At 63.8% G+C, this 17,341-nt stretch carries 18 protein-coding genes; 11 read left to right on the top strand and 7 right to left on the bottom strand.

Going from position 1 to position 17,341, the window contains the following annotated elements; genetic code table 11:
- The first annotated feature begins 129 nt into the window (after positions 1-129).
- The 4 genes from phnF (at position 130) to VSR68_RS15720 (ending at position 3,545) form a co-directional block, all read left to right on the top strand.
- On the top strand, positions 130-888 hold the full coding sequence (phnF, locus tag VSR68_RS15735) for a phosphonate metabolism transcriptional regulator PhnF (protein ID WP_342940730.1): 759 nt from the start codon (positions 130-132) through the stop codon (positions 886-888).
- Complete coding sequence (locus VSR68_RS15730; protein WP_342940729.1) at positions 885-1,616, top strand: DUF1045 domain-containing protein; 732 nt, start codon at positions 885-887, stop codon at positions 1,614-1,616. Before phnF ends, VSR68_RS15730 begins: the two co-directional genes overlap by 4 nt.
- 20 nt (positions 1,617-1,636) lie before the next feature.
- Entirely contained in the window at positions 1,637-2,242 is a 606-nt protein-coding gene (gene phnN, locus VSR68_RS15725; RefSeq protein ID WP_342940728.1) for a phosphonate metabolism protein/1,5-bisphosphokinase (PRPP-forming) PhnN, read from the top strand.
- Between the two features lie 112 nt (positions 2,243-2,354).
- Positions 2,355-3,545 (top strand): M20 aminoacylase family protein, encoded by a 1,191-nt coding sequence (locus VSR68_RS15720; protein WP_342940727.1) that lies wholly within the window; start codon positions 2,355-2,357, stop codon positions 3,543-3,545.
- A 180-nt stretch (positions 3,546-3,725) separates the two neighbouring features.
- Here VSR68_RS15720 and VSR68_RS15715 read toward each other — a convergent pair whose 3' ends face one another.
- A complete protein-coding gene (locus tag VSR68_RS15715) occupies positions 3,726-4,550 on the bottom strand; it encodes an IclR family transcriptional regulator (protein WP_087734747.1) in 825 nt (274 codons plus the stop codon).
- Between the two features lie 385 nt (positions 4,551-4,935).
- Between VSR68_RS15715 and pcaF the strand changes: the two genes are divergently transcribed.
- Complete coding sequence (gene pcaF / locus VSR68_RS15710; RefSeq protein ID WP_342940726.1) at positions 4,936-6,138, top strand: 3-oxoadipyl-CoA thiolase; 1,203 nt, start codon at positions 4,936-4,938, stop codon at positions 6,136-6,138.
- Positions 6,139-6,208: 70 nt separating this feature from the next.
- On the opposite strand, the gene VSR68_RS15705 is transcribed toward pcaF, so the two are convergent.
- Positions 6,209-7,672: a mechanosensitive ion channel family protein gene (locus VSR68_RS15705; RefSeq protein WP_342940725.1), complete on the bottom strand. Its 1,464-nt coding sequence runs from the start codon at positions 7,670-7,672 to the stop codon at positions 6,209-6,211.
- A gap of 203 nt (positions 7,673-7,875) precedes the next feature.
- On the opposite strand from VSR68_RS15705, the gene VSR68_RS15700 reads away from it, so the two are divergent.
- On the top strand, positions 7,876-8,520 hold the full coding sequence (locus tag VSR68_RS15700) for a GNAT family N-acetyltransferase (RefSeq protein ID WP_342940724.1): 645 nt from the start codon (positions 7,876-7,878) through the stop codon (positions 8,518-8,520).
- Between the two features lie 63 nt (positions 8,521-8,583).
- Here VSR68_RS15700 and VSR68_RS15695 read toward each other — a convergent pair whose 3' ends face one another.
- The 3 genes from VSR68_RS15695 to VSR68_RS15685 all read right to left on the bottom strand — a co-directional run bounded on the left by VSR68_RS15695 (position 8,584) and on the right by VSR68_RS15685 (position 10,331).
- Positions 8,584-8,943 (bottom strand): copper resistance CopC family protein, encoded by a 360-nt coding sequence (locus VSR68_RS15695; protein ID WP_428983514.1) that lies wholly within the window; start codon positions 8,941-8,943, stop codon positions 8,584-8,586.
- A 13-nt stretch (positions 8,944-8,956) separates the two neighbouring features.
- On the bottom strand, positions 8,957-9,838 hold the full coding sequence (locus VSR68_RS15690; RefSeq protein WP_342940723.1) for a hypothetical protein: 882 nt from the start codon (positions 9,836-9,838) through the stop codon (positions 8,957-8,959).
- A gap of 106 nt (positions 9,839-9,944) precedes the next feature.
- The gene (locus VSR68_RS15685; RefSeq protein ID WP_342940722.1) at positions 9,945-10,331 is read right to left on the bottom strand and encodes a DUF2946 domain-containing protein; all 387 of its coding nucleotides are present in this window, start codon (positions 10,329-10,331) and stop codon (positions 9,945-9,947) included.
- Positions 10,332-10,518: 187 nt separating this feature from the next.
- On the opposite strand from VSR68_RS15685, the gene VSR68_RS15680 reads away from it, so the two are divergent.
- Entirely contained in the window at positions 10,519-10,872 is a 354-nt protein-coding gene (locus VSR68_RS15680; protein ID WP_342940721.1) for a DUF1428 domain-containing protein, read from the top strand.
- A gap of 45 nt (positions 10,873-10,917) precedes the next feature.
- Here VSR68_RS15680 and VSR68_RS15675 read toward each other — a convergent pair whose 3' ends face one another.
- The gene (locus VSR68_RS15675; protein WP_342940720.1) at positions 10,918-12,264 is read right to left on the bottom strand and encodes a metallophosphoesterase; all 1,347 of its coding nucleotides are present in this window, start codon (positions 12,262-12,264) and stop codon (positions 10,918-10,920) included.
- Positions 12,265-12,633: 369 nt separating this feature from the next.
- Here VSR68_RS15675 and VSR68_RS15670 point away from each other — a divergent pair, with 369 nt between their 5' ends.
- From VSR68_RS15670 to oxlT, 3 genes are all read left to right on the top strand, one after another.
- On the top strand, positions 12,634-12,849 hold the full coding sequence (locus VSR68_RS15670; RefSeq protein WP_342940719.1) for a hypothetical protein: 216 nt from the start codon (positions 12,634-12,636) through the stop codon (positions 12,847-12,849).
- A 204-nt stretch (positions 12,850-13,053) separates the two neighbouring features.
- Positions 13,054-13,773 carry a GntR family transcriptional regulator gene (locus VSR68_RS15665; RefSeq protein WP_090868897.1) on the top strand — a complete coding sequence of 240 codons (720 nt, stop codon included), beginning with the start codon at positions 13,054-13,056 and terminating at the stop codon, positions 13,771-13,773.
- Between the two features lie 496 nt (positions 13,774-14,269).
- Positions 14,270-15,595 carry an oxalate/formate MFS antiporter gene (gene oxlT, locus VSR68_RS15660; protein ID WP_342940718.1) on the top strand — a complete coding sequence of 442 codons (1,326 nt, stop codon included), beginning with the start codon at positions 14,270-14,272 and terminating at the stop codon, positions 15,593-15,595.
- A 244-nt stretch (positions 15,596-15,839) separates the two neighbouring features.
- On the opposite strand, the gene VSR68_RS15655 is transcribed toward oxlT, so the two are convergent.
- A complete protein-coding gene (locus tag VSR68_RS15655) occupies positions 15,840-16,217 on the bottom strand; it encodes a hypothetical protein (protein ID WP_342940717.1) in 378 nt (125 codons plus the stop codon).
- Between the two features lie 272 nt (positions 16,218-16,489).
- Here VSR68_RS15655 and VSR68_RS15650 point away from each other — a divergent pair, with 272 nt between their 5' ends.
- A complete protein-coding gene (locus tag VSR68_RS15650) occupies positions 16,490-17,209 on the top strand; it encodes a GntR family transcriptional regulator (protein ID WP_342940716.1) in 720 nt (239 codons plus the stop codon).
- Positions 17,210-17,341: the final 132 nt, after the last annotated feature.

Below are 17,341 nucleotides of genomic sequence, written 5' to 3'. Positions count from 1 at the left end.
CTAAACGTCTAGACGTTTAGAGCTAAAATGTCGCTGTCCCGTGACAGAAGGTGCATTTCATATTTCCGCCACGGCTCGCGGACTACAATGCACAGAACGCTTATTTGAACCGAAGGGAATGACAGCACCATGACATCGAACGACGACGCGGCGCCGGGCACGATGCTCGAACGGGGAGCGGGCGTTGCCGTATGGCGGCAGATCGAGCAGATCCTCGCGAAGGAGATCGCGGCAAGCGGCTTCGGCGAGGACGGACGTCTGCCGAGCGAAGGCGAGCTTGCGCGACGCTTCGACGTGAATCGCCATACGATCCGCCGCGCGATGCTGGGTCTCGCCGCGCAAGGACTCGTCAGCGTCGAGCAGGGGCGCGGCACGTTCGTGCAGCCGGGCGCCATCGACTATACGATCGGCCGCCGCACGCGCTTTACCGAGAACCTGCGGCAGCAGCATCATTCGGCGGCGGGCACGATGCTGTCGGCGGCGCGCGTGAAGGCCGATCCCACCGTCGCGAAAGCGCTGGGCCTGCGCGCGGGCGCGTTCGTGTATCGCATCGAGTCGCTGCATGAAGCGGACGGCGTGCCGCTCACGTTCGCGCGCAACTTCTATCCGGCCGCGCGTTTCGCGGATCTGCCCGACGTGCTCGAACGCGTGGGCGGCATTACGAAGGCAATGGCCGAATATGGCGTGAACGATTATCTGCGCAAGTGGAGCCGTATCGGCAGCGTATTGCCCGAGCCGGAAGTCGCGCGGCGTCTCGGCATCAACCGGCAGCAGCCGGTGCTGTGGGTCGAAAACGTCGACGTCGACACGCAAGGCACGCCGATCAAATACGGCTTCACGCACTTTGCCGCGGACCGCGTGCAACTGATGGTCGAGCACGACGTATGAGCGCGTCTACGATGAATGCCTGGTCCGCGCAGGCACGCTTCGCGATCTATTACGCGCCGGCGCGCGCGTCGGGCTGGTGGGATGCGGGCGCCGCGTGGCTCGGCCGCGATGCCGAGAGCGGCGCTTCGATCGATCCGCAAGAAGCGCCCGCGCTGTCGGAGCCGCTTGCGCAACTGACGGCATCGCCGCGCCGTTATGGCTGGCACGGCACGCTCGTCGCGCCGTTCTGTCTTGCCGATCGCGCGAGCGTCGCCGATCTGCTCGAAGCCGCGGAAAACTGGGCCCATACGCAGAGGCCTTTCGCATTGCACGTCGAAGCGGCGACGTTGGGCGACTTTGTGGCGATGCGTCCCGCGACGCCATCGGGCGACGAACAGATGCGCGCGCTTGCCGCCGACGCGCTGCGCACGTTCGCGCCGCTGCGCGAGAAGCCGTCCGCCGCCGACACCGCGAAGCGCATGCAGGCGCCGCTGACGGAACGCCAGCGCGAACTTCTCGGCGAATGGGGATATCCGTATGTGCTCGACGAGTTTCGGTTCCACATGACGCTGTCCAATTCGCTCGACAATGCCGCCGATCGCGCCGCGATCGTCGCATGGTGGCATCGCGAGGCGCAGCGTCTCGGGCCGTTGCCCATCGACGGCGCGGCGATCTTCGTCGAGCCTGCGCCGGGCGAGCCGTTCATGCTGTGGCAGCGGCTCGCGTTTACGGCAGAACACAAGGAGTGAACGAAGGAGTGAACGAACGGATGAAGGGTCGTTTGATCTATGTGATCGGACCATCGGGCGCGGGCAAGGATTCGCTGCTGCACTTCGCGCGCGATCACGTCGCGGGCACGCCTGTCGTGTTTGCGCATCGCTACATCACGCGCGGCACGGGGCACAACGAGAATCACATCGCGTTGACGCAAGAAGAGTTCGCCGCGCGTTCGGCGCAGGGGCTCTTTGCGCTCGAATGGTCGAGTCACGAGTTGCACTACGGCATCGGCATCGAGATCGACGCGTGGCTCGCGCGCGGCTGCACGGTCGTCGTCAATGGATCGCGTGCGTATCTGTCGCGTGCGCTGAAGCGCTATCCGCATCTCGAAGTCGTGCATATCCATGCCGCGCAGCATATTCTCGCGCAGCGTCTCGCGGCGCGCGGACGCGAGACGCAGGAGCAGGTCGAGGCCCGTCTCGCGCGCCAGGCGCCGTTCACGCTGCCCGACGGCGCGCATCTCACGCATATCGACAATTCCGGCACGCTCGAAGCAGCCGGTCAGGCGTTCGTCGACGTGCTGAAGAACGAAGCGCCGGAGCCGCCGTCGCGTGAGCCGCGAACCGATGCGCCCGTTCCCGATGAAAGCGTTAAGTAAGTCAAAGGCACGGCCGTCTTACGGGAAAGGCCTCGCGTTGCTATAGTCTGCGGATTGACGCTGCGCACGAGACGCGGCGAAGAGACCTAGAACAAACCGCGGAGCACCCCTGATGACCGACGCCACCTCCCTGACCGAAATCGCCGAGCTCGAACCCGCCGCCGCTTCACTGCGCGATATCCGCCACCGCATTCACCACCATCCCGAACTCGCGTACGAAGAAGTCGCGACGGCGACACTCGTCGCCGAAAAGCTGGAGGCGTGGGGCTGGACGGTGACGCGCGGGGTCGGCAAGACGGGCGTGGTCGGCACATTGAAGGTCGGCGACGGCACGCGCAGCATCGGGCTGCGCGCGGACATGGACGCACTGCCCATCGTCGAGCAGACGGGGCTGCCGTATGCGAGCGGCACGCACGGCAAGATGCACGCATGCGGCCACGACGGCCACACGACGATGCTGCTCGGCGCGGCCGAGCATCTGGCGAAGACGCGCCGCTTCTCGGGCACAGTGCATCTGTATTTCCAGCCGGCCGAGGAAAGCGGGATCGACAGCGGCGCGAAGAAGATGATCGAAGACGGCCTGTTCGAGCGCTTTCCGTGCGACGCCGTGTTCGGCGTGCACAACCATCCGGGCGCGGAGCCCGGCAAGTTCCTGTTCCGCAAGGGCGCGTTCATGGCGGCGGGCGACAAGGCGACGATCACGATCGAAGGCGTCGGCGGCCACGCGGCGCGTCCGCATCTCACCGTCGATCCCATCGTGATCGCGTCGAGCATCGTGATGGCGCTGCAGACTATCGTCGCGCGCAACGTGAACCCGGCTCAGCCCGCTGTCGTGACGGTCGGCACGATGCACTCGGGCGTCGCGAACAACGTGATTCCGTCGAGCGCGAAACTCGAACTGAGCGTGCGCTCGTTCAGCCCGGAAGTGCGGGCGCTTCTGAAGCAGCGCATCACCGAACTCGCCGAAGCGCAGGCCGCGAGCTATGGCGGCAAGGCGCACGTCGACTACATCGAAGGCTATCCCGTCGTCGTCAATACGGATGCCGAGACGGAGTTTGCGATTCAGGTCGCGCGCGAACTGGTGGGCGCCGAAAACGTCGAGCCGAACGCCGACATCCTGATGGGCAGCGAAGACTTCGCGTTCATGCTCGAACAGCGGCCGGGGTCGTTCCTGCGCCTGGGCAACGGCGTCGGCGAGGACGGCTGCATGGTGCACAACCCGCACTACGATTTCAACGACCGCAATCTGCCGATCGGCGCCGCGTACTGGGCGCGTCTCGTGGAGCGCTATCTGGGGCGTTGATGGGCCGGTGATGAACCGGTGATAGGTCGTTGACGGGCCGGCGCGTTTGAACGGGCGCTCTGTGCGCGGCTTCGCTTTCGCGGTTCGCCGAGGCGAAGCCATTGATGCACGCGTCGCGCGCGCTGTTCACGCTGCGCAAGCAAGCCGCGCGCTATCGCAACCGATCGCGATCAATCGCAATCAGCCGCGCAGCGCAACCATATCCGACACGGATTGCGCCGCTTTTTGCAGCGGCTCGAGAAACGCCTTCACCATCTGCTTCGCGGAATTGCGCTGCGCGTTGCCGCTGATGTTCATCGCCGCGATGATCTGTCCGCGCCGGTTGCGGATCGGCGCGGACAGCGAAATCAGCCCGCCTTCCAGCTCCTGATCGACGACGGCCCAGCCCTGGCTGCGCACTTGCGCGATCGCCTTCTTCAGCTCGTTCCTGTCGGTGATCGTGCGCGGCGTGTGCGCGACGATGGGCGACGCGTCGAGCGTCGCGTCGAGTGTCGCTTCGTCGAGCGACGACAGCAGCACGCGTCCCATCGACGTGCAATACGCGGGCAAACGGCTGCCGATCGACAGATTGATCGTCATGATCTTGTGCGTCGGCACGCGCAGCACGTAGACGATTTCCGTGCGGTCGAGCACGGCCGCCGAACAGCTTTCGTGTACCTGCGCCGACAGTTCTTCCATGAAGGGCTCGGCGAGATTCCAGAACGGCATCGACGTCAGATACGCGAAACCGAGATCGAGAATCTTCGGCGTCAGGCGAAACAGACGCCCTTCGGCCTCGACGTAGCCGAGCGTTTGCAGCGTCAGCAGAATGCGGCGCGCGCCCGCGCGCGTGAGGCCGGTTGCCGATGCGACGTCGGTGAGCGTCTGCTCGGGCCGCTCGGCGTTGAACGCGCGGATCACCGCGAGGCCGCGCGCGAACGACTGCACGTACGAGTCGCCCGGTTTGTCGGGCGCGTCGCCATCGTTGACGGAAACGGCTTGTGACGCTGGTGGGACTTTGCTCATGGGCCTATGCACGATACGTTCAAACGTTGGACAGCCTTCGTTAGCCGGCGGAAAGCCGTGACGATAGCGCAAGCGCCCGGATTCGCCAACTTCGCCGCGGCTTTCCGCTCGCCGCCTGTTGTGCGGCCTGTTCGTGCCGACTTCCTGCCGATCTCCGCCGTTTTCAGCGACACGTCATTGCGGATTTCGTCGCGCACTCGCGCGCCTTCGCGCTTGACAGTCTTTCCGCCACCCGCCTATCATCAAACCTGAATTGTTCGATATATGATCGTTTGTTCGAGTATAGAACAAATATCGGTTCATCGGCATGTTTTTGCGGCGCTCCCCATGCGCCGACGCTGGCGCTTTCCACGATACGCCAGCCTGCCATTACTGGAGACATCTCATGACGGAAGCTTTCCTGTGCGACGCGATTCGCACGCCGATTGGCCGCTATGCGGGTTCGCTGTCGTCGGTGCGCGCCGACGATCTGGGCGCCGTGCCGCTGAAGGCGCTGATGGAGCGCAACAAGGAAGTCGACTGGAACGCGATCGACGACGTGATCTACGGCTGCGCGAACCAGGCCGGCGAGGACAACCGCAACGTCGCGCGCATGTCGCTGCTGCTCGCGGGCCTGCCGAAGGACGTGCCGGGCTCGACGGTCAACCGTTTGTGCGGCTCGGGCATGGATGCCGTCGGCATTGCGGCGCGCGCGATCAAGTCGGGTGAGGCGGGGCTGATGGTCGCGGGCGGCGTCGAGAGCATGAGCCGCGCGCCGTTCGTGATGGGCAAGGCGACGAGCGCGTTTTCGCGTCAGGCCGACATCCATGACACGACGATCGGCTGGCGTTTCGTCAACCCGCTGATGAAGCAGCTCTACGGCGTCGACTCGATGCCGGAGACGGGCGAAAACGTCGCCACCGACTACAACATCAGCCGCGCCGATCAGGACGCGTTCGCGCTGCGCAGCCAGCAGAAGGCGGCGCGCGCGCAGCAGGACGGCACGCTCGCGCAGGAAATCGTCCCGGTGACGATTCCGCAGAAGAAGGGCGATGCGATCGTCGTGTCGAAGGACGAGCATCCGCGCGAGACGAGCCTCGAAGCGCTCGCGAAGCTGAAGGGCGTCGTGCGCCCGGACGGCACGGTGACGGCGGGCAATGCGTCGGGCGTCAACGACGGCGCGGCCGCGCTGCTGCTCGCGAACGCAGAGACCGCGAAGCGCTACGGCCTGACGCCGCGCGCACGCGTGCTCGGCATCGCGACGGCAGGCGTCGATCCGCGCGTGATGGGCATCGGCCCTGCGCCCGCGACGCAAAAGCTGCTTGCGCGCCTGAACATGAGCATCAACCAGTTCGACGTGATCGAGCTGAACGAAGCGTTCGCATCGCAAGGCCTTGCCGTGCTGCGCGCGCTGGGTGTCGCCGATGACGACGCGCGCGTGAATCCGAATGGCGGCGCGATCGCATTGGGCCATCCGCTCGGCATGAGCGGCGCGCGCCTCGTGACGACCGCGATGTATCAGCTGCAACGCACGCAGGGCCGCTTCGCGCTGTGCACGATGTGTATCGGCGTCGGGCAGGGTATTGCGATCGCGATCGAACGCGTTTGATCGCATTCGATCGGCTGTCGTGCGCATCGCGTGGCGAGTTCGCCATGCGATGCGCCGCGCGGCGCTCAGTTCAGAACGTCAGATCGTGCAGCTTGCGCATGCCTTCGAGCAGCCATTGAAAGATCGACTGCTCCGACTGCGCGACGGGTGTCGGCGCGCCGAGCTTGCCTAGCGTGTCCTGGCGGCGCGACAGCAGCCGGCACATCAGCTTTGCGACGTCGGGGTTGTCCTTGAGCAGCGGCGTCACGTCGTCTTTCTTCAACTGATAGACGACGGCATGCGTCAGCGCCGAGATCTTCACACGCGCGGGCATGCCCGCGAGCAGCCCCGCTTCGCCCATTGCATCGCCGGGACCGAGGCGGTTCACTTCGACGGGACCGGAGGCGCTTTCCGCGACGACCGACAGCACGCCCGAATCGACGATGCTCAGATTGTCGGGCACGGTTTCGGGCGTGATCACGATGTCGCCGCGGTCATGTTCGTGGCGCGAAAGCAGCGGCGCGAGCCGCGCCAGATCGTCGGGCGTCAATGCGGCGAACAGCTCGACGCGCCTGAGCAGGCTGATCCTGCGATCGGCCTGTGTCGCGGGCGCTGACGGCCCGTATGGGACACCCAGCGGTCTCAGCTCGACGCCCGCTGCCGCGAGATGCCGGTAGCACAGGTCGTAAAGCTCGTTCGTCACAGCGAGCTTCTTGCTCATGTCGTCGACGTAGGCTGTCGCTTCGTACTGGATCGACGTGACGGTGGTCTTCTTCACGAGCGCATACGGCGCGGGGTCGGCGATCACGGCGCGCACGCCGGCCAGCGCGCGTTCGAGCGCGGCCAGCACGACGCCCGGGCGCGCTTCGGGCGTGATCTCGAGCGTGACGGTCACGCCGTGCAGCGTCGGCGGGCGGCTGCTGTTCGTGATCTTCGCCTTGGCCGCGACGGCGTTCGGCACGATGACGATGTTGCCTTGCGAAGTCAGCAGATGCGTCGCACGCCAGTTCATCTCCAGCACCTTGCCTTCGACGCCGTCGATGGAAACCCAGTTGCCGATGTGATACGGCTCGGTCGTGTTGATCACGATGCCCGCGAACACATCGCTGAGCGTGCTTTGAATCGCGAGGCCCAGCACGATGGCGAGCGCGCCCGATGTCGCGACGAGCCCGCGCACGGGCAATTCGAGCACGAAGCCGAGCGCGGCGACGACGGCGGCCAGAAACACGAGCGCGCCGAACACATCCTGAAAGAGCCGCTGACGGCGCCATGTTTTCGGCAGCAGCAGCGTGTCGAGCGCCATGCTGAGCAGGCGCGCGCCCATCAGCCACCAGATGATTTCGAGCACCTGGCCGATCAGGTGCAGCGGCCGCGAATTCAGATAGGGCGCCTGCGAGAACGGGCTCAGGTTCGAGCTGAACAGCAGCGCGCTAAAGGCCGCATAGATGCAGAGCCGCACCAGCAGCCGCGCGACTTCGTTCCTGGGTATCGCGCAACGCCAGACCACCACATCGAGCGCGACGAGCGCAAAGCCGATAATCAGCGGATTGTTCACGCGCACTCCGTGGCGGGATGGAACGATGAAGAAACATGCGAGCCGGTTGCCGCGACAGTAGCACGGCCTCGTGCAGCGCCGCGCGATGGCCGACGTGATGCCGCGATCGCTACAAGCCCGAGCCCATTTTTTACGACATTTTTTCTTGTTGCGCATTAGAGCCGTCCCTAGACTTCAGGCATCGATCTTTGAACGGAGAGGTCATGCAGAAGCCGCACGCAGTCGTCAGCCGGAACGCGCACTGTTCGGGCATCCGCCACGGAACCGGCAGCATCGTGCGGCGTTTCGATCCCGCGCGCGACTCGTACGCGCAACTTACCGCGATGCTGCATCGCGCGTTCGCGAGGCTCGGGATGATGGGGCTCAACTGCACGTGTGTCGATCAGTCCATCGCGGTGACGCAGCAACGCGCATTGGCCGGCGACTGTTTCGTCGCGGTGTGCAACGGCAGGATCGTGGGCACGATGACGCTCTATGCGCGCGACGCCGAGTCGCCCTGCGAGCTTTATCAGCGCGACGACGTGGCGAGCGTGCGCCAGCTCGGCATCGACCCCATGTGGCAAGGACGCGGCATCGGCAAGTCGATGCTGACGTTCGCCGAGCATTGGGCCGCGACGCGCGGCTTTGCCGAGCTCGCGCTCGATACGCCGGAGCCTGCTGCGCATCTGATCGCGTTCTATCGCGCACAAGGCTTTCGCATCGTCGATACGCATCACTTCGATGGCAAGCGCTACGACAGCGCGATACTCAGCAAGCCGCCCGTTGCCGTGCGCATGATGGCGACGTGGTCGCGGCGTCTGGAATTGCCGCGCGCAATGCCGCGCGTCGCGAACCGGCGCGCGGCGTGAGCGTCATCGGGCGCGTGCGTCGCGGCGCATCGTCATCACTTCGCCTTCGTCTTCGTCACTTCTTCACTTCACGTTGAACGAGTAATCGCCGTGCGTGCGATGGCCGTCCGATGCGACGGCCACCCAATGCACGTTGTACTTGCCGGCGGGCAAAGCGGGCAGCGCGACGGATTCGACGCGCGGCTGCTGCGCGTCGACGGCCGATTTCGCGGTGTTCACCTGCTTGCCCGACGCATCGGTGACGGTCAGAGAACTGAATGCCGGTTCGAGCGGTCCGTCGAATGTGATGACGACCTTGGCCGGTGCTTCGACCGTCGCGCCCGCGCCGGGCTCCTGCTTCTGCGGAAACACATGAGCGTTGGCCGCGAGCGGGCTCAGCGCCAACAGCATGCCGCCTGCGATTGCAATTCGTGTCATGTTCATTGCGATGTCCTCGTTACTGGAAGAGCGGCTTGCCGATCGTCGTCGGCGCGATGTCGTCGAAGAAGATATGCGTCTGCACCAGCACGCCGACATGCGAGCCGCTCGCGCGGTTCACGGGTATCTGCGCTTCGATGCCCAGTTGCCCATAGCGGTTGACCCAGATGAAGCCCGGATTCACCGTGCCCGTCGTTTGCCCCTGGCTGCGCGACAGCGGAATCTCGACGATAGGGATCAGGTTCGCGAGCGGCTGCGGCAAGCCGACATCGCGCACGTGCTGCTGCAGATAGGGCAGGCTGTATTGCACCGTCACGCCGTAGTTGAACGCGTTGGGCTGGCCCGCGCCCGTCGTGAACGCCGGACCGGCTTCGCCCGTGATCGCGATCGGGCGCAGCCACGCGAGCGAATCGGGCAGATCGCCGAAACCCTTGCCCGCGAAGATCGTCGGCGAGATCGTCGAGAAGCTCTCGCCGATCGCGTGACTTCCCGTGCCGCCGAGATCCGCGTCGACGCCGATCGACGTCATGAACTCGTGCGCTTCGTTCACGTACAGCAGGTACTTGAGGCCGACGCTGAAGTTGTCGAAGCCGTGTGCCGTCGGATTGTTCTGCCCGACATAAGCGCCTCCGACCGACACGGCAAGGCGCGGCGTGATCAGCTTGTCGTATTCGAAGCTGAAGGTGTTGATGCTCTGGTTGCCATCGTCGCCGGGCACGCGCTGATGACCGTATTGCAAGTTGAGTTCGTCGCCGACGCCGGGGTCGTCGACGGCCATCGTGGCGGGGAATACGCGATCGCCCGCAATCGCGTGCGCGTGCGAGAGCGCCGGAAAGTACAGGGCCGCGGCAATGCAGCAGGCGAGCGGCAATGTGCCGCGCCTGTCGAGTGCGATGTTCATGGGTCATCCCGAGTATGAACGCGCGCGTGAGCGGCTTGCGCTTCGCGAAGCGGCGCACGCGCGAAAACAGCAGCGCTGTCATGGCGCTGCCGGAACGCGATTCGACTCAGAGATGAACGGGCGGCGCGCGCGGTTGCGCGGCTTGATATGCAGCAGCGAGCGCGACGCTGTCGAAGCGCGCGGCGGCCTGTTGCGTGATGGCCTCGACGGTCAGCGCAAACGTCGATGGCGACGCGGGCAGCACGGGGAAATGCGCGAGCAGGCTGCAATAGCCGCAAGCGTGCCAATGCGAGGCGAGCGTGTGGGCGTCGGTGGGGTCGTCTTCGTGCGTGTCGGCGAGCGTGGCCGTGTGTGTCGAGCAGAGCGCGGCGGCGGGATCGTATGCGCCACGGCTCGCTGCAATCGCCTGCGAGACAGTGGGCGCGAGCGTCGCCATCAGGATCGCGAGCAATCCGAGGAGGCTGCCAATCTTCCGATAGAACCGGCTCGACATGTCAAAAGCGCTGTTGAATGCTGCGCGGATTATGCCATGTGCCGCGCGCAGCGTGGCCGCGTGCGGTCGAATACGAAAATTATCGACGTGCTGTCGATTTGCTGCCGCCTCGCTCGTCGTGTGTGTAGAAGCGGGCAACGGCGCGACATATGCCTGCGTTCTGACGAAACCGCAAATGGAGGCTGCAATGAATTATGTGGACGGATTTGTCGTCGGTGTAAAGGAGGAGAATCGCGAAACTTACCGTAGGCATGCCCAGATTGCCGCGGGTGTTTTCAAGGAATACGGCGCGCTGAATGTCGTCGAATGCTGGGGCGACGATGTGCCCGAAGGCAAGCTCACGTCGTTTCCGATGGCCGTCAAGCTCGAACCCGGCGAGGTGGTGGTGTTCTCGTGGGTCGTGTGGCCTTCGCGCGCGGCACGCGACGAAGGCATGAAGAAAGTGATGGCCGATCCGCGCACGCAGCCCGAGACGCTGCCGATGCCGTTCGACGGCAAGCGTCTGATCTACGGCGGCTTCGAAGTGATCGTCGACGTCTAGCGCGAGACCCACGGCGCGAGACGTTCCGCATTCGGCGCGTTAGAGCTAGAGCGATTCGGTGAACATGGGCGTCGTGCCGTCGGTGCTCTCGTAGTACTCCGCCGACGCTTGCGCTTTCTGCGCGCCTTGTCCGAGCCGGACGATCGTGAAGCCGTGCATGTAGACCTTGTTCGCCTGTTTCAGCAGGACGTTCTGCAGCGCGGGCGGATTGACGACGCGCGTGTCCGGCGCGTTCTCCGGGCCGTTGACGAGCACGGGCACGGCGCCGTGTCCGATGCAACGTCCGCGCGTCAAGTCGAGATACGGCTGATACACGCTCAGGTTGTGCTCATGGCCCCAGAACCATGCGGTGATCGGCTGCTTCGCGGCCTGCGAAAAACGTCGAAAGCTTGCGAGCAGCCGGGGGTTGTACGCGGTGAGCTTGCCGTCCGTCTGCGGCGGCCCGATCTGCGAGAGCGCTGAAAACAGCTGGTGATGCGACAGCAGAATCGTCTTGCCGCTGAATTCGGCGATGCGCTCGACGATCCAGTCTTCTTCGTCCTGCTCCAGAAACGTCACGACGTCAGTCACCGTGAACGGGTTGTAGTCGTGCAAGCCCGTGTCCATCGCGATGAACTGCCAGTCGTCGTTGCGCAGACAGAAGAAGCTGGCGGGCTGAAGGCGCGCGTGATCGTTGAGCGTGTCGATGAGCCCGTAATAGCCGGCGCCGCCCGAGTACATGTCGTGATTGCCGGAGAGCGTATAGACGGGCACGTCCTTCGTATCGCGCGAAAGCACGGCATCGACGATCTTCCTGAAGTTCGCGTCGCATTCCTGCGGCGTGCCCGAGTAGTAGATGTCGCCGAGATGGATCACGACGTCCGGGCTTTGCAGCGCGGCCTGTTTCAGCAGATCGGTGGCGACCTGGGTGCCCGTGCCCCAGTCGGCGATCAGCGCGACCGTGGCGCCCGCTTTCAGCGGAACCGTGACGGGTCCGATCGCGGCCGCGCGCCGGTAGGGAATCGCGGCGCGCTTGCCGTCCGGGCCGAAGTACTGCATGTAGTTTTCGATGACCGTGAACCACGCCGGATCGCAGACGTTGTAGCGAATGTCGTTCTGGATGCTTTCGGCCGTCGCGGTGTCGCCGCGTGCGCGCGCTTCCATCAGATCGAGTCCCATCTTCGCGCACGTCCACGCGTCCTGCGCGATTTCCCCCGGCGCGACGTCCGGCAGCGACGCCTCGCCTTGCGCCTTCAGCTGCGCGATTGTCGCGGCGGCGCTGACGAGCGGATTGTCGAGGCCCGGCCGCGACGAGAGACCCGTGGAAGGCGTCGTGCTGCGCACGACTTCATCGACGGCGGACTGAAACATCGAGACGAACTGATCGCGGAAACTTTCGGGCTCGGTGGCCATGATGCTCTCCCGTTCAAAGCGGATTGGCTTGTTATGCGAAAGGTGCAAGTAAAGTTGCCGTGCGGAAGCTATCGACAGATCTAAGGATCGTTCCGGCAACACCAAGACGATTGGCTCGCCGCAATTTGCACAAAAGGCGCTGCGCGATCGGATGTGGCCGGGCATTTTTCCGGCGGCAATCAACGGGACACTGCGGGGCGCATTTTCAAATGCGCGCGGGCTCAAGCTTTTCGCGGCAATGCCGATATCGTGAGTGGCCATCCCTCTGCAAAGCGTTCACCCACGATGCGTTTGACGAAGCTCGAGTCAGTACTTTTAGCCGTAGCGGTATTCGCCGTCGTGAGTTTCAGCGGATGGCTCCAGCGCGAAATGAAGCACGCAGCGCGCGAGCGCGACCGGCACGACATCGGCACGATCGTCGATGCGGCGTGCGCGAACCTGACGGCCGCCGAACTCGAATCGAACGACAACGGCCGGTTGCAATGCGGCGCGGTGATGCTCGAAGCGCCACACGAAGCGTCGGCGGCAGCGGGTGCATTGACGGCGTCGGTGAACGGCCCCGCGACGAGCGTCCCGAATCCCTAAGCTGCGACAGCACGCCACCTGCGCGCTGCGCCAGACGGGACGCGCCGCCCGTCGACAATACCTCACACACTGATATACTAAATACGTCAACAGTCCGCGTGGCGATGGACGCGCGCGGTACAAGCGCGACACAATACGGGCGCGGCGCATCCGGCCGCTTGAACAACCACGGTGTTCAAGACACCGACCCATCAGAGGCGATGCATGTCGTCAGAACTGGACAGCCAGCCAGCGGCAACGCCGTTCACCCTGTCATTGCAACCTATCGGGACCAGCGCGAGCCTGCGCGACCGCGCATACGCGATGCTGCGTCAGGCGATCGCGGATGCGGACATTTACGCGTCGCGCGAAGAGATCCGTCTCGACGATCGCGCGCTGAGCGAATCGCTCGGCGTGAGCCGCACGCCCGTGCGCGAGGCGATGACGCTGCTCGAACAGGAAGGTTTCGTGCGCACGATTCCGCGCCGGGGCATCTACATCGTGCGCAAGAGCAAGCGCGAGATCGTCGAAATGGTGCAGATGTGGGCCGCGCTCGAAAGCATGGCCGCGCGTCTCGCGACACTGCATGCGACGGACGAAGAGATCGCGCGGCTGCGTCACATGTTCGACCAGTTCCGCGATTCGACGCCGGCAGAACATATCGCCGAGTATTCGGATGCGAACATCGCGTTCCATCAGGCGATTGTCGAGCTGTCGAAGTCGCAGATCATCCTCGACACGATCAAGAACATCTTCATTCATGTGCGCGCAATTCGCCGGATGACGATTTCGCAGAGCGATCGCGCGTCGCGCTCGATCGTCGATCATCTGCGCATCATCGAAGCACTCGAAAAGCGCGACACCGAACTCGCCGAGCGTCTCGTGCGTCAGCACTCGCTCGATCTCGCCGCGTTCATCGAGGCGAACTGCGATTTTCTCGACTGAGCGCAGCGCCTTTTTAACCGTCCGTTCTCTGTTCCCCGGCGGACATCCGTTTGCGGATGTCCGCATCTTCCCTCATTGCCAGCCGGCAAGCTCCTCTGCGCGCCCCCCGCCATCGCTTCCATAAACGATCGTCTATCGATTCGATAAGTAAGTTTAATTATTCGCAATTCGCTACATCCGCTTAGCATGGGTTCGCCCGGAATGAGCCTTTGGGTTAAGGGTTAACGCTTGCTTTCGCGCGTCGACGTGATCGCATAAGGGAAAATCCGCAGCCCATTGGAATAAAAATGAAAAGACCGCAGCCTGTTTGAATGGTTAACTACGCAGGTCTGTCGAAAGTCACCCGACGCCGGGTAGAAGAAAACGAGTAAGGCGCTTGCGGGCGCAACGATCCTGGATCGCGGCAGTCCGCATCGAAAATTAGAACGCAACATTTTGCATGCGACGGAAACAAGCGCTAAAGCGCGAACTGCCGTCGAGAGCGGAGACGATGCACATGAATGGAAACACCCGACAGGCGACGGGAAGCGGTTTCTTTTCGAACCGTTGGTGTCAGCTGATCATCGGCATGCTATGCATGGCGCTGGTGGCGAATCTTCAATATGCGTGGACGCTCTTCGTCGCTCCGATGAACGCGGCGCACCACTGGGGCCAGGCATCGATTCAGCTTGCCTTCTCGATCTTCATTCTCACTGAAACATGGCTCGTGCCCGTCGAAGGATGGCTCGTCGACCGCTTCGGTCCGCGTCCCGTCGTGGCGGGCGGCGCGCTCTGCGCGGGCCTCGCGTGGGTGCTGAATTCATACGCGACGACGCTGCCCGAACTCTACGCGGCGTCCGTCATTGCGGGCATCGGCGCGGGCGGCGTGTACGGCACGTGCGTCGGCAATGCGCTGAAGTTGTTCCCGGACAAGCGCGGCCTCGCCGCGGGTCTGACGGCGGCGGGCTTCGGCGCGGGCGCGGCCGTGACCGTGATCCCGATCGCAAACATGATTACGCGCTCAGGTTATGAGCACACGTTCCTGTTCTTCGGCATCCTGCAAGGCGTGAGCATCTTCGTGCTCGCGCTGCTGCTGAAGAAGCCGGTCGCGCGCGCGACTAGCGGCGTGAAGCGCAAGTTCGCCGTGACCAAGGTCGATTTCACGCCGGGTCAGATGATCAAGGCGCCCGTGTTCTGGGTGATCTATCTGTCGTTCGTCGCGGTAGCGGCGGGCGGCCTGATGGCGACCGCGCAAATCGGGCCGATCGCGAAAGACTGGGGCCTCGCGAAACTTCCGATGACGCTCTTCGGCGCCACGCTGCCGCTGCTCACGATGACGCTGTCGATCGACAACATCTGCAACGGCTTCACGCGTCCGCTGTGCGGTTTCATCTCCGACAAGATCGGCCGCGAGAACACGATGTTCGCGATCTTCATCGGCGAAGGACTCGCGCTGCTCGGGATGATGCAGTACGGCCAGAACCCGTATGCGTTCATGACGTTCGCGGCGCTGATCTTCCTGTTCTGGGGCGAGATCTTCTCGATCTTCCCGGCGATCTGCGCGGATACGTTCGGCAGCAAGTACGCTGCGGCCAACGCCGGCACGCTCTACACGGCGAAGGGCACCGCGGCGCTGCTCGTGCCGCTGGCGTCGGTGCTGTCGGCGGCAGGCGGGTGGAACCTCGTGTTCATCGTGTCGGCCGTGATCACGATCGCGGCGGGCGTGTCGGCGAAATTCATCCTCGCGCCGATGCGCGCGCGCTGGATCGAGACGTCGGGGGCGCGCGCTTCGCTTGCTTCCGCAAGCAGTTCGTCGCCGCTGGGCGTCGGTTCGGGAGACTGACGAAGGGCGCTGCGCAAGCGGCGTCGCGTGATCGAGGCAGAAGAAGCGGTGCATGGCTTGAATCGCCATGCACCGCTTTTTGTTTGGTTATTGCGCCACGTTGCGACGCACCGTTAGCCAATAAACCGATAGCCAATAAAAAAGTCTCCCGAGCATTGAGGCGCGGGAGACTTCGTTCGGCTTGTTTCGTCGGCGGCTTGCCGGCTTGGTGCTGGATTGTTGCTGGCTTGTTGCCGCCAGCGGATCAGGCGCCTGCCAGTGCCGGCAGGCCTGCGTCGTCGGCAAAGTACTGTGCAATCGAGAATCCCGCCGACCGCTGCGCGCGGCCGGTTGATGCCTCGACATGCGTCGGCAGCGCGTCCGGCGTGTGCGCGCGCTTCTTCGCGAGAATCGCGTCGCTCAAAAACTCAGCGCTGTAAGCATTGAGCAAATGCGGCTGCTGGGCCTCGATATACGCGACGACGCGCGCATGTTCGCCGTCGATCGCCGCAAGCGATGTCAGCGTTTGCGCATCCCAGCGAAAGCGCAGCCCCAGGTCGGCGAATGCGCTGTTGAACGCGCACAGCTGCGCATCGACTGCGCGGTCGTAGTCAGTCCGGTGTCCATCGTGTGCGTTGCGCATGATCTCCTCCAATTCATCGATTGCGTGAAGGACAGCATAGGCCGGCCGATCAATTCACGATAGTTAAAGTTTTCTTTGAAAACCATTGATGAATATTTATGGAAAGAGTGCTGCAAACCCAGGGTGCAGGAGAGTTGGTGTCGAATAGATATGTGATATACAGTATTGCACATATACAAAGCGGCCATCGCGAGGCCACAACGACCGCGCCCACCAGGCGCACGGGCCAAGCGGACCACAACCGTTTTCGACAACGAGGAGACACGTCGACCATGTCCACCGACACGCAAGAGAATGTCCGCACGGTCCCGTTGAGCCTGAACCTGACGCCGATCAGCGCGACGGCCTCGCTACGCGACCAGGCGTATGCGCGGCTGAAGCATGCGATCGCGAACACCGACATCTACCACTCGCGTGAAGAAGTGCGTCTGGATGAGAAGGAGCTGACCGAGGCGCTCGGCGTGAGCCGCACGCCGGTTCGCGAGGCGATGACGCTGCTCGAACAGGAAGGCTTTCTGCGCACGATCCCGCGTCGCGGCGTGTACATCCTGCGCAAGACGAAGAAAGAGATCGTCGAGATGATCTGTATGTGGGCCGCGCTCGAAAGTGTGGCGGCGCGTCTTGCGACGCAGCGCGCGTCCAACGAGGACATCGCACGGCTGCGCGCGATGTTCGACCACTTCAACGAGGCCACACCGACCGATCACATCGAGGAGTACTCGGAGGTGAACATCGCGTTTCACCAGGCGCTCGTCGAGCTGTCCGGCTCGCAAATCATCCTCGACACGATCAAGAACATCTTCATGCATGTGCGCGCGATACGCCGCATGACGATCGCGCAGAGCGACCGCGCGTCGCGCTCGATCGAGGACCACATGCGCATCATCGAAGCGCTCGAGGCGCGCGACACCGAGCGCGTCGAAACGCTCGTGCGCCAGCACTCGCTCGATCTCGCGCTGTATGTCGAAGCGCATTGCGATTTTCTGGACTGAGGTCTCGCAAACCACTCGCGCGACCCCAGGACTATCCCGTACGGGCACTTGATGCAGTGCACGATTCAAGCGCCCACACCCTTCAAACACAAAGCTTTAGAGACCTTTTGCGATGCAGCAGCACGAACAGGC

Origin of the sequence: Paraburkholderia phymatum (assembly GCF_038900715.1) — a bacterium.
Taxonomy (GTDB): Bacteria; Pseudomonadota; Gammaproteobacteria; order Burkholderiales; family Burkholderiaceae; genus Paraburkholderia; species Paraburkholderia phymatum_A.
Note: the sequence above shows the minus strand (reverse complement) of the source record. Positions and strands in the feature narration are given on the sequence as shown.